The sequence below is a fragment of the Hyphomicrobiales bacterium genome (assembly GCA_030688605.1).
In the GTDB taxonomy this organism is placed as follows: domain Bacteria; phylum Pseudomonadota; class Alphaproteobacteria; order Rhizobiales; family NORP267; genus JAUYJB01.
In genome coordinates, this window is sequence record JAUYJB010000024.1 from 23,241 (window position 1) to 35,912 (window position 12,672).

General features: G+C 65.8%; 9 protein-coding genes. 8 read left to right on the plus strand and 1 reads right to left on the minus strand.

From position 1 onward, the window contains the following. Position 1: 1 nt before the first annotated feature. On the minus strand, positions 2-3,256 hold the full coding sequence (locus tag Q8P46_03045) for a peptidoglycan-binding protein (protein MDP2619146.1): 3,255 nt from the start codon (positions 3,254-3,256) through the stop codon (positions 2-4). A gap of 274 nt (positions 3,257-3,530) precedes the next feature. Between Q8P46_03045 and Q8P46_03050 the strand changes: the two genes are divergently transcribed. From Q8P46_03050 to Q8P46_03085, 8 genes are all read left to right on the plus strand, one after another. Continuing rightward, positions 3,531-3,929 (plus strand): MerR family DNA-binding transcriptional regulator, encoded by a 399-nt coding sequence (locus Q8P46_03050; GenBank protein ID MDP2619147.1) that lies wholly within the window; start codon positions 3,531-3,533, stop codon positions 3,927-3,929. 109 nt (positions 3,930-4,038) lie between these two features. Next, entirely contained in the window at positions 4,039-5,829 is a 1,791-nt protein-coding gene (locus tag Q8P46_03055; protein MDP2619148.1) for an acyl-CoA dehydrogenase C-terminal domain-containing protein, read from the plus strand. A gap of 270 nt (positions 5,830-6,099) precedes the next feature. Beyond that, a complete protein-coding gene (locus Q8P46_03060) occupies positions 6,100-7,308 on the plus strand; it encodes an acetyl-CoA C-acetyltransferase (GenBank protein MDP2619149.1) in 1,209 nt (402 codons plus the stop codon). 234 nt (positions 7,309-7,542) lie between these two features. Beyond that, complete coding sequence (locus tag Q8P46_03065; GenBank protein MDP2619150.1) at positions 7,543-8,142, plus strand: hypothetical protein; 600 nt, start codon at positions 7,543-7,545, stop codon at positions 8,140-8,142. 153 nt (positions 8,143-8,295) lie between these two features. After that, on the plus strand, positions 8,296-10,509 hold the full coding sequence (locus Q8P46_03070; GenBank protein MDP2619151.1) for a 3-hydroxyacyl-CoA dehydrogenase NAD-binding domain-containing protein: 2,214 nt from the start codon (positions 8,296-8,298) through the stop codon (positions 10,507-10,509). A 94-nt stretch (positions 10,510-10,603) separates the two neighbouring features. Next, positions 10,604-11,230 carry a 2-hydroxychromene-2-carboxylate isomerase gene (locus tag Q8P46_03075; GenBank protein ID MDP2619152.1) on the plus strand — a complete coding sequence of 209 codons (627 nt, stop codon included), beginning with the start codon at positions 10,604-10,606 and terminating at the stop codon, positions 11,228-11,230. A gap of 91 nt (positions 11,231-11,321) precedes the next feature. After that, the gene (locus Q8P46_03080) at positions 11,322-11,822 is read left to right on the plus strand and encodes a hypothetical protein (GenBank protein ID MDP2619153.1); all 501 of its coding nucleotides are present in this window, start codon (positions 11,322-11,324) and stop codon (positions 11,820-11,822) included. A 16-nt stretch (positions 11,823-11,838) separates the two neighbouring features. Next, positions 11,839-12,252 carry a secondary thiamine-phosphate synthase enzyme YjbQ gene (locus Q8P46_03085; GenBank protein MDP2619154.1) on the plus strand — a complete coding sequence of 138 codons (414 nt, stop codon included), beginning with the start codon at positions 11,839-11,841 and terminating at the stop codon, positions 12,250-12,252. Positions 12,253-12,672 lie beyond the last annotated feature (420 nt).

Sequence of the window (12,672 nt, forward strand, 5' to 3'; positions counted from 1 at the left end):
CTTAGCTGGAGCTCTGCTGCAGCATGCGGAGCAAGGCCGGGGTCAACGCGCCGGTCGGCTCCAGTCCGGCGTCCCGCTGGAAGCTTTCGATAGCCCTCTTCGTATTTGGTCCCCACTGTCCGTCCACCGGGCCCGGCTCGTAGCCGAGGTCGGTGAGCAGCTTCTGCGCGTTGCGGACAATGTCCGCGCCCGGATCGGCGGACGGCGCCTCCTGAAGCTCCACCGCCCAGCCGTCATTGGGCAGCCGCACGGCGTTGGCTTCCGGGTCCATCCGCTGTGCCTTCCAGGTCTGCGCCGCGAGTTTGGTGGCGGCGAGCGCCTGCGCGTCGAGCTTGCCGGAGACCGCATCGCGGCGAAGGCCGGCGTCCTTGTCGCCGCGACCGGCGAGGATGGAGAACCATTTATAGGATTCGGAGAAATTCTGCGGAACGCCCAGGCCGCGCGCATAGAGAATGCCGAGATTATACTGGCTATCGGCAAGGTCGAGCTCGGCGGCAGCCCGGAACCAGCGCGCCGCGGCCTCGAAGTTCGGCGGGCCGTCGATTCCGTCGGCATAAAGCACCGCCAGATTGTGCATCGCCTTGCGGTTGCCCCGGGCGGCGGCCCGCTCATACCAGATGCGCGCGGCATCGCGATCCTGGGCGACGCCGGTGCCCTTCTCATAAAGCGAGCCGAGCCGATATTGTGCAGGCGCCAGGCCGCCTGCCGCCGCGCGGCGGTACCAGACCGCCGCCGCGGCCGGATCGGCCTTCATGCCGCGGCCTTCCGCCAGCCAGCTCGCCACCTCGAACTGGGCAATGGGGTTGCCGCCGATGGCGGCCTGACGCAAGGCCGCCGAACCGATCTTCTCGGAAAGCTCGGGCGGATCGTCGACATCGGCCACCAGGGGCGCCGGTGCGCGTTCGCGCGCAGTGGGGATCGTCAGCGCCGCGGATCGGGTCTCCGCCGCCGGCGGCGATTCGGCTTGCTCTGCCGCCACCTCTTCACTCTTCGGCATCGCGCTTTCGCCGACCGAGACGAGAGTGCCGGTGGAAAGCTCGTCCAAAACGGCGTGCTGGGGCAAATCCGGGAGATCAAGCGCGCCGCCGTCGATCGGGGCGCCGGGCGAGGGGGGGTCATTCGACGGCGGTGCTTCCGGAAGGGCGGAATCGCCGGCGTCCGGGGCGGTCTCATCGACGGCCGCCGGCTCGTTCTGGCTGCTTTCCGCCGGCAACGGGAGCATGTCGTCCGAGCGCTTCTTGAGCAGATTGTAAATCTCGATCGAGCCGGCCAGCAGCATCACCGCGACCACGGCCAAGACGATCGGCTTGCGGGCGGCGGGACGTCCGAGCGCCATGCCCGCGGGCTGCTTGCGTTCAGGGAGCGCGGCGCTGTCGCGTTCTGCGTCCTTGTTGCTGTCTACCTCGCCACGGCCGTGGCGTGAGAGCGGAATGCGCAGGCGGTACTTGAGGCTCAGACGGCCAAGTGGATTTGTCTTGCCTTGTTGGGCGGCGGCTTCGGCGGCCCGCCGCGCAGCGGCGAGAAGCTCGTTGGTGGTGCGGGCGCCGCGCAGGGAGGCCGTCACGTCTCCGGTAGCCACGCCGCCGGGCGGAGCGGCGGCCGCCGGAGTGGCGGCGGCCAGCGCGTCCTCGGATCTTGTCGTGACAGCGTCCGTGCCGGCGGGAGCTGCGTATCGCTCCTCCCGCGGACGCGCCTGCACGCTGAGATCCGACAATATCGATGACGGCGGCCCCGATCCGGGCTCGCGCGGAAGGTTCGATTCTTCCGACGTTTCGTCGGTTTCATCGACCTGCAAAGTTTCTTCGGCCGCGTCTTCCGCGTTGCCGAGCGCTTCTTCGGATGCGTGCGCCTCGGCGGCGTCGGCGGGCGGCTTGCCCAGGGGGGGCAGGCGCAGCTTGGCCAAATCGTCCGGCAAGCGCGGTTGCTCGATCCTGGCGGCCTCGCCTTCGCCGGAGGCGGCCGCCGCGGCGGGCGGCTCGAAGCGCGGCTCGACGCGCTGCGCTACCGGCCCCGTGTCGCGCGCCATCGCCCCATCGCGGCGCCGGCCCTCGACGCTCGACAGCCGTTCGGCGATGTCACGCAGCGTCGTCTGCACCGCCTCGAAGGCGGTCGCGATCTTGCGGTCCGATGCATCGAAGTCATTACGCAGGTCTAGCAGGCTCCCCTGCAGAATTTCGACGACACGCGCGTCTCCGGCGCTCTCAGCGCCGGGTTCGGCCGTTGCGGCCGTCTCCAAATAGCCGCGTGCGGCCTCCCGCGCCGCTTGCACGGCCGCGTCCTGGGCGTTGCGAATGGCCTCTTGGGCGGCTTGTCGCGCCGCCTCGCCGACTGCCTCGCTGACCGCGTCGCTGGCGGCCTCGGCGGCGGCGAAGCGCGCCGCGTCGGTCATCGCTTGGCGGCTTGCTTCGAGCTGCTCGAGCAGGGCGGCGAATTGCCGCTCCAGCGCCTTCGATGTGTCGTATCGGGCGGTGGCCACGCTGTGCAGGCTTTGCTCGACGGCATCGATGCGCCCGGTGAGCTCGGCGAGCGGCGGCGTGGGCGAATCCAGTTCACTGAAGCGCGCCTCGGTGGCTTCGATCCGGCGTGTCAGCTCGGCGATATGCTGGGTGAAGCCCGGATCCCCGGGCGCCGGATCCCGCGCTTCCAGCGCGTCGACCTTGTTCGACAATTCGCCGACGAGCTCACGCAGCTCGGCGAGTTCGGCCGGCGGCGATGGTTCGGACATCGAGGATTGCAGGCTGTGCGCCAAGTCTGCGAAGCGCTCGGATAAGCGTTCCGGGGCCTGCCCGGTTTGAAGGGCGTCTTCCGGATAGGTATCGTCGGTCAGCGGACCCGCCTCTTGCGGCCTGGTCAACTCCTGGATCTTGGCGGCGAGAGCGGCGAGTCGCTGCTCGATGAGGGCTGCGTCCGGATACTGAATTTCCGATTGGATTGCCTCGAACCTGTCGGCCAATGCATCGATGCGGTCCTCGATGCGGGCGATGGCGCCGCGCGCGTCCTCGCCGCCCTCGCCGGCCGGGCCGATGTCGGTGCGCGCGGCAATTTCGTGCATCTGCGACTGCAACTGCCGCAAGGCGTCGGCGTTGCGCCGGTCGGACACCTCAAGATGTTGAATGATGGCCCGGATGGTCCGTTCGATGACCTCGATGGCGTCGGCGCCCTCGAACTCGTCGACGTGCGCGGGATCGCGGACTTCCGCCGAAGCCTCTATATCGGGCTCGATTCCCAAGAGGTTCGAACGAATTGCTGGCGTCATTGCCGCCGCTCAGCCTTCCATATCCACGTGGAAAATGCCGACGATCCAAGCCAAGAAACCGCTCCACGCTCATGAATGGGTCGAGGCCCTCGGGCACGCGTCTGGCCGCGCATGCCCGTCGCAACCTATTCAACTCAGAGTAAATGTTCAGTTAAGTTCGCCGTGGCCGTTTCCGATCGAGCGCCAAGCCGTCGGCGACGGCGAATGCCGGATTGTCGGGCGTCGCATTCGCGCGCGGGCGCTGATATGCTTGTCGGAACCGAGCCGGAACGACATGGACCCGCGGATGCGCCGCATGGAAGGCTTCTCGATCGGAGAACTGGCGCGCGAATTCGGCGTCACGCTTCGCACCCTGCGCTTCTATGAGGACAAGGAACTGCTGCATCCGCATCGGCGCGGCCAGTCGCGGATCTATTCGCGGCGCGACCGCGCCCGTCTCAAGCTCATCCTGATGGGCAAACGGGTCGGCTTCTCGCTCGGCGAGATTCGCGACATGCTCGAGCTGTACGATTTGAAGGGGGCTCAGGTCACGCAACTGAAACATGCGGCCGAGACGTTTCGGGCACAAATTGACAGCCTCAGGATGCGACGGGACCACATCGACGAAGCCATCAGCGACCTGACCCGGACCTATGAGATCGTGACCGGGATGCTGAAGGAGCGGGAGGGGTAGACTCGTGGTCAAGGGCCATCGTTGGCTCGCGTAGACGTAAGCGCATGATCTAACCTGAACGCAAAGCGGACGCGGCAGCAAAGGGACGAGTCGGAGGAGGTCACGCGCCATGCCAGTCTACAAAGCGCCGGTCGAAGATGTCCTGTTCCTGCTGAACGACGTGTTGCAGCTGGAACGTTACGGCAATCTGCCGGGCTTCGCCGAGGCGACGCCGGACCTGCTGAAGGCAGTGCTCGAGGAGGGCGCGAAGCTGTGCGAGGAGGTGCTGCAGCCGCTCAACCGGATCGGCGATCAACAAGGCTGCACCCGCAATCCGGACGGCAGCGTCACGACGCCGGAGGGCTTCAAGGAGGCCTATGAAACCTTCGCGGCGGGGGGCTGGGTCGGCCTTGCCGCGGATCCCGAATATGGCGGCCAGGGGCTTCCTTTCGCGTTGGCCGCGGCGATCAGCGAGTTCACATTTTCCGCCAATCTGGCCTTCGCCATGCATCCGTCGCTGACCCAGGGCGCGATCACGGCGCTCGCCATGCACGCCAGCGACGAGATCAAACGGACCTATCTGCCGAAGATGATTTCCGGCGCCTGGACCGGGACCATGAACCTGACCGAAGCCCATTGCGGCACCGATCTCGGCCTGCTGCGCACCAAGGCGGTGCCGAAGGACGACGGCAGCTACGCCATCACCGGCACCAAGATCTTTATTTCCGCCGGCGAGCACGATCTCGCCGAAAACATCGTCCATCTGGTACTCGCCCGCATCGAGGGGGCGCCTGAGGGGATCAAGGGCATCTCGCTGTTCGTGGTGCCGAAGTTCCTGCCCGGCAAGGACGGTACGCTGGGGCCGCGCAATGGCGTTTCCTGCGGCTCGATCGAGGAAAAGATGGGCATCCACGCCAATGCCACCTGCGTCATGAACTATGACGGGGGCACCGGCTGGCTGGTCGGGGAGGCCGAGAAGGGCATGCGCGCCATGTTCACGATGATGAATGAGGCCCGCATCGGCGTCGGCATCCAGGGCCTGGCGCTCTCCGAAATCGCCTATCAGAATGCCGCGGCCTATGCCCGCGAGCGGCTGCAGGGGCGGGCGCTGACCGGCGCCAAGGCGCCCGACAAGCCGGCCGATCCGATCATCGTCCACCCCGACGTGCGCCGCATGCTGATGAACCTGAAGGCGTTCAACGAGGCGGCGCGGGCGCTGGTCGTTTGGACGGCGCTTGAGGGCGACATCGCGATGCGGGCCGAGGACGAGGCCGAGCGCCAGAAGAGCGAGGACCATCTGGGGCTTCTCACCCCGGTCATCAAAGGCGTGCTCACCGATGTCGGCTTCAGGAACGCGGTCGAGGCGCAGCAGGTCTATGGCGGCCACGGCTATATCGCCGAGCACGGCATGGAGCAGTTCGTGCGCGACGCGCGCATTCCCATGATCTATGAGGGCACGAACGGCATCCAGGCGCTCGATCTGGTCGGCCGCAAGCTGCCCAAGGACGGCGGCCGGGCGCTGATGGCTTTCTTCAAGGAGGTCGACGGTTTTTTCGCCGAGAACAAGGACGATGACGCGCTCAAGCCTTATCTCGACGGGCTCAAGCGGGGCCGCGACGATCTCGAAAAGGCAACCCAATGGTTCATGGCTAACGCCATGGCCGCGCCCGACAATGCCGGTGCCGGCGCGACCGACTATATGCATCTTTTGGGTCTGGTTGCGCTCGGCTTCATGTGGGCGAGAATGGCCAAGGCCGCGCAGGCCAAGCTCGCCGACGGAGGCGAAAAGGCATGGATCGAGGCGAAGCTCGTCACCGGCCGTTATTTCATGGACCGCATCATGCCGGAGACGGCGGCGCATCTTGCGCGCATCTCCTCGGGCGCCGACAGCATGATGGCGCTTGACGCGGAGGCGTTTTAGGGCCTGTTGACAGCTATCTTGCGAGGTCTGGTTTGAGCGAAATCGGCGCGAGGCCAGGAGCGAGGACGATGGACATGCAGCGCATATTCGAGGACGAGCAACGCCGCATCGCGCCGATTTCGCCAAATCCCGCAGGGACGGGGCCCATTTTCCCGCCTGCGGCGTCGCAGACGCCTTATGGTGGGAAAGCACCACGGCGGCGTCTGCTTCTGGCAGGCGGAAAAATTGGCTTCCGCCAGACCCGCAACATAGCTGTCAACAGGTCCTAACATGCCCGACTGTTTCATCTACGACCATGTGCGCACCCCGCGCGGGCGCGGCAAGCCCGACGGCGCGCTCTACGAGGTCACGGCCTTGGAGCTCGCGACCCAGGCGCTCAAGGCGATCCGCGACCGCAACGGTCTCGACACCGGCCTCGTCGAGGACGTGATCCTCGGCTGCGTCGATCCGGTCGGGGAGGCCGGCGGCGACATCGCGCGGGCCGCCGCGCTCAACGCCGACTATTCCGACAGCGTGCCCGGCGTTCAGATCAACCGCTTCTGCGCCTCCGGCCTCGACGCGACCAATTTCGCCGCCGCCCAGGTGATGAGCGGCTTCTTCGACATGACGGTCGCCGGCGGCGTGGAATCGATGAGCCGCATCGGCATCGGCGCCTCGGGCGGCGCCTGGCCCATGGACCCCGGCTTGGCGCTCAAATCCTATTTTCTTCCGCAGGGCGTCTCCGCCGATCTCATCGCCACGAAGTACGGCTACTCCCGAGACGCGGTCGACGCCTATGCGGTGGAAAGTCAGAAACGCGCTGCAAATGCCTGGAAGAACGGCAATTTCAAGAAATCCGTGATTGCGGTCAAGGACGTGAACGACCTCACCCTTCTCGACCGCGACGAGCATATGCGGCCCGACACGACCATGCAGTCGCTCGCCGCGCTGAACCCGTCCTTCGTCCAGATGGGCGAGTTTGCCGGCTTCGACGCGGTCGCAATCCAGCGCTACCCGGAGATCGAAGCGATCAAACACGTCCACCATGCCGGCAACTCGTCGGGCATCGTCGACGGCGCTGCCGCCGTCCTCGTCGGCAGCAAGAGGGCCGGCAGGAAGGCCGGCCTCGCCCCGCGGGTGCGCATCAAGGCCTTCGCCAATGTCGGCTCTGAGCCGGGCATCATGCTGACCGGCCCGCTCGCCGTCACCGAGAAGGTGCTGAAGCGCGCGCGGATGAATTTGAGCGACATCGACTTGATCGAGATCAACGAGGCCTTCGCCGCCGTGGTGTTGCGGTTCCTGGAGCATTTCGGTCTCGACCAGACGCGGGTCAACGTCAATGGCGGGGCGATCGCCATGGGCCATCCGCTCGGCGCCACGGGCGCGATGATCCTCGGCACCGCCATCGACGAGTTGGAGCGGCGCGATCTGAATACCGCGCTGGTGACCCTGTGCATCGGCGCCGGCATGGGGACGGCCACCATCATCGAACGTGTGTGAAACCAACGCCGCCGAAGAACGGCATTGCGGCGGGCGATATAATCGGCGAGGCGGTGTCCTCGCGACCGTTCGCGAAACATGTCGACTACGCCCAATAAGCAATTGATTCTATAGCGCGATTTTGGACGCGAACACGGCCGCGCCGCGCCCGGCGCGTCAACCAACAATCCACGCTTTTTCCGCATCGGCTGGTCCGCGCGTGAACCTTTTGGCGCATATCGGCGTCCAATGGGCATGGATACGCCGAAATCATATCGCGCTTACATCGTAGGGATGCTGCTCATCGCCGTCGCGGCCGCGACCGCCGCGCTCCCGGGATGGAGTTCGCTCACCATCGGTGCCGAGACAGTCGGCAAACTGCTCACCCGATCGGAGCGTGTGCTTGCCTTGAAGGTCATCGGGCAAAGGCTCGAGGGCAATCCGCACGAGGGGCTGCGCGTTCTCTCGCTCGGGTCGCGTTCTCCGGTGAAGCTGAGGCGGCCGCTGGTGTTGACGTATGACGATGCCAACCGGATGGCCGGTTGGATCGCGAGCCTGCAGCAGAGCGTTTATCATCGCATGGGCGACACCATCGATACCGTGTCGCTCGTCGAAGTCACGAAAGCCGAAGCCGCTTGGCAGCCACTCGCCTTCGCCATCGACCAGCGCTGGTTCGCCGTTGACCAAGTCGAGTTTCACTATTTCGGCCGCAAGGCGATATCGAAGCATGATTCGGTCCGCGATCTCGTCGCGCAGACGGCCTGCCGTTTCATGTCGCGGGTCGCCGCGGCGCCCGGCAACCCGGCAACCTGCACCGACATGCTCGAAAGCGCGGTCGTGGTCGCCCGCCGGTAATTGCGGGCCCATCTTCTCCGCCTCTTTCTTGCTCTTTCTTGCCCGGTTTTCTCGCCCGGCGCCCGGGCAAACCGCCGCGCTGACGGCGGCAGGCAATTGCCGGCGCCGATCCTGCGTGTAAAGTCTGAAGATCGGACATAGGGGAGCGGCACCATGGAGCTGGCCAATTTCACCTTCGCCGTCGACACCGACGGGGTCGCGCTCGTCACCTGGGACATGCCCGGCAGGTCCATGAATCTCATCGACCTTTCGGTGTTCGACGATCTGGAAAAGCTCGTCGCCCGGCTGGAAACCGATGCCGGCGTCAAGGGCGCCGTCATTACGTCGGCCAAGGAGAGCTTTTCCGGCGGCGCCGACCTCGCCATGCTGAACGACCTGCTGAGCCGGTTCGAAAAGCAGCATGCCTCCGCGCCCGAAGCGGCGATGCAACTGTTGTTCGACGAGAGCCGGCGGCTGTCGCAGTTGCTGCGCCGGCTTGAGACCTGCGGTAAGCCGGTCGCGGCAGCGCTCAACGGCACCGCGCTCGGCGGCGGCTTCGAGCTGGCCCTTGCCTGTCATGCCCGCTTCGTCGCCGACGATGCGAAGCTCCGCCTCGGCCTCCCGGAAGTCCGCGTCGGCCTCTTCCCCGGCGCCGGCGGCACCCAGCGCGTGGCTCGCATGCTGCCGGCGGCGGACGCCCTGCAGATGCTGCTGCAGGGCCGCCAGCTTCGCGCCGACCAGGCCAAGTCCATGAAGCTTGTCGACGAGGTGGTCCCGGCAGACCGGCTGGTCGAGACGGCGAGGACCTGGGTCCGCGACGGCGGGCGCGCCAAGCAGCCTTGGGACGAGGACAAGTTCCGCATCCCCGGCGGCCCGGTCTACTCGAAATCCGGCATGATGACCTTCCCGGTCGCCAATGCCATCTATCGCCGCGAGACTTACGACGTCTATCCGGGGGGCCGCGCCATCCTGCAATGCGTCTATGAGGGGCTGCTGGTGCCGATGGATACGGCGCTGACCATCGAGTCGCGCCATTTCGCCCGCATCCTCCGCTCGCCGCAGGCGCGCCACATGATCCGCTCGCTGTTCGTCTCCCTGCAGGCGCTGAACAAGCTGGCGCGCCGGCCCAAGGACGTAGCGCCCTCGGCGCTCAACAAGGTCGGCATTCTCGGCGCCGGCTTCATGGGCGCCGGCATCGCCTATGTCACGGCCAGCGCCGGGCTCGACGTGGTTCTCGTCGACCGCGACATGGAGGCAGCCGAAAAGGGCAGGGCGCATGCGGCCTCGCTGCTGACCGGCGACGTTTCGCGCAAGCGCATTTCGAACGATGACAAGGAAGCGGCGCTGGCGCGCATCAAGGCGAGCGCCGATTACGGCGACCTGAAGGGCTGCGACCTCATCGTCGAGGCGGTGTTCGAGGACCGCGACGTCAAGAAGGCGGTCACGCAAGCGGCCGAAGCCGTGGTCGGCCCGGCTTGCGTCTTCGGCTCCAACACCTCGACCCTGCCGATCACGTCGCTCGCCAAGAATTCCAAGCGGCCGGAGAGCTTCATCGGCATCCATTTTTTCTCGCCGGTGGAAAAGATGATGCTGATCGAGATCATCCTCGGCAAGCGTACCGGCGAAAAGGCGCTTGCCGCGGCCCTCGACTATTGCCGCAAGATCCGCAAGACCCCGATCGTCGTCAACGATTCGCGCGGCTTCTACACCTCGCGCGTCGTCGCCACCTATATCCGCGAGGGCCATCTGATGCTGGTGGAGGGCATCCCGGCGGCCATGATCGAGAATGTCGCCCGCATGGCCGGGATGCCGGTCGGCCCGCTGGCGCTCAACGACGAGGTGGCGGTGGACCTGGCCTGGAAGATCGTGCAGGCGGCCAAGCAGGATCTGGGCGACAAGGCGATCGATCCGCGCCAGGAGCGGCTGCTTAAGGAGATGGTCGTCAGGCGCGGTCGGCTGGGGCGCAAGAACGGCAAGGGGTTCTACGACTATCCGCAAGGCGGCAAGAAGCATCTGTGGCCGGGGCTGGCGGAACTTGCCGAAAAGACGGTCGATCCGGAGACAGTCGACATCGGCGAGATGAAGCAGCGCTTCCTGGCCATCCAGGCGCTGGAGACGGCGCGCGCATTTGAGGAGAAGGTCGTCACCGACGTGCGCGAGGCCGATGTCGGCTCGATCCTCGGCTTTGGATTTGCTCCGTTTTCCGGTGGCACACTCTCCTATATCGACGGCATGGGCGTTGCCGCCTTCGTTGCCCTGTGCAAGCGGTTGGCGAAGAAGCACGGCCGCCGCTTCAAGACGAACCGGCTGCTCCTCGACATGGCGGCGAAGGGCGAGACCTTCTATGGCCGCTTCGACCCTTCCGGCGCGGCAGGGCGGGCCGCCTAAAGCGAGACCGGTTGCCGGCCCGCTCTAGCCTTGCGCGACGACTCGTGCCAACTTTGCGGCGACGAGCATGGGGACCGGTGCGCGGGAGGCAGGTATGGCCGTTGAAGTTTCCTATTTTTTCTCGATGATCAGCCCGTTTGCCTATATCGGCCACGATCCGTTCATGGCGCTGGCGGCCAAATACGACCTCGCCGTGCACTATCGTCCGATGATGCTGGGCGAAGTGTTCGCCGAGACCGGCGGCCTGCCGCTCGGAAAACGCCATCCCCTTCGCCAGGCCTACCGTCTGATCGAGCTGCAGCGCTGGCGCGAAAAGCGCGGGCTGAAGTTCAAGCTCAAACCGGACCATTGGCCGTTCGACTGCGGTCTCGCCGACCGGGTGGTGATCGCCATCTGCGAGGCGGGCCAGAACCCCGGGCCGTTCATGGCGCTCGGCTTTCATGCCATCTGGGTCGAGGACCGCAATCTCGCCGATGATTCGGTCGTCGCCGACGTGCTGGAGGCGGCGCAGATGAAGAGCGGGCCGCTGATCAAGGCGGCCAAGGAGGACAGAACCGGCGAACTGTACCGGCAATATACCGACGAGGCGATCGAGAGGGGCTGCTTCGGCTCGCCCTGCTACGTGCTCAACGATGAGCCGTTTTGGGGCCAGGACCGGGTCGATCTCCTGGAAGACGCGATCCGCTCCGGCCGCCAGCCTTATACGGTACCCGCAGCGTAGTCCCGAAGTAACCGCATTTCGGCCCGATTTGAATGTTGCCATGCCGGAACTGGCACATGGGGGCGGTGAACCACGAAACGGGGAGGACGCCATGGTGCGGGTACTGGCGGCCCTAATCATACCAATTCTGATTCTGATGGCCTACAAGGCCGATACGGCCGATGCGGAGAATGCGGACGGCCCGGTCGGCCGCTACCTGATGAACGAGGTCGACGAAGGCTATCTGCGTCTCGACACCGCAAACGGGCGGGTTTCCTTCTGTCACCGCAAGAACGTCGATTGGGTCTGCGAGCTCATTCCCGACGACAGGGCGGCCTATGAGGCGGAAATTGCCCAGCTGATGGAGGAAAACCGGCAGCTGAAAGAGGATGTCGCGGCGCTGAAACGGGGCGACCAGGAGAATTCCGACACCCTCCGCCTGCCGAACCGCAAGGACATGGACCGGCTGATGGCGTTCTTCGACCGGATGATGCGCCGGTTCATCGACATGGTGAAGTCGCTGAAGGAGGAGGCCAAGCACGAGCCGACCGGGCTGTCCCGGTCCGAGCCCTGGTTACCGCCGATCCGGCCGCACGAGCCGACCATAGTTTAGAGCGGTTCCCGGACAGATGCAGAAAAGCGGCGTCCTGAGCGTCGACACGCACGGGCAGGGCTTTGTCGACGTGACCGGGAAGGTCCGCGGCTGGCTGCGGGAAATCGGCGCCAAGGACGGCCTGCTGACGCTGTTCATCCGTCACACCTCCGCCTCGCTGACGATCCAGGAGAACGCCGATCCCGACGTGCTCGCCGACCTTGGCGACGCGCTCGCGGCCATCGCGCCCGAAGACCGACCGTACCGCCACCGCGTCGAGGGTCCTGACGACATGCCGGCCCACATCAAGGCGATGCTGACTTGCGTCAGTCTTTCGATCCCCGTCGCCGGCGGCGCGCCCTTGCTCGGCACCTGGCAGGGCATCTATGTCATCGAGCACCGCATGCGCGAGAACCGGCGCGAAATCGCCCTTAATTTCATGGGTTCCTGAGCGAATCTAAAACTCGATTCTGAGGAACCGCAAGACCGCCGGCAGGGTGAAAACCGGCGATGCACTCACCACACTGTCAAAGAGCAAGACCTGCATCTCTGCTTCCGTCATCCCGGCCGCAGCGAAGCGCAGAGCCGGGATACAGTAGCCCCTGTGTCAATGATCGGGCTCGGCGAATACTGGGTCACCCGGTCAAGCCGGGTGACGACGACCGGGGTGTTGGAAACCCTGCCACACCACCGCATTGTCAAAGAGCAAACGAAAGCCGCCCCTGAACCGAGGCCGAGCTTCGCCGTTGCCGCGATCTGGATCGATCCGGGGTTTGCTTTCTTTCCTCCGGCCCCGGACAGAGCGGGGCCTCGCGCGAGCGCCGCAGCGCCGCGATAGAGCGAGTACTCACGAGTACTCAATGGGGCGACG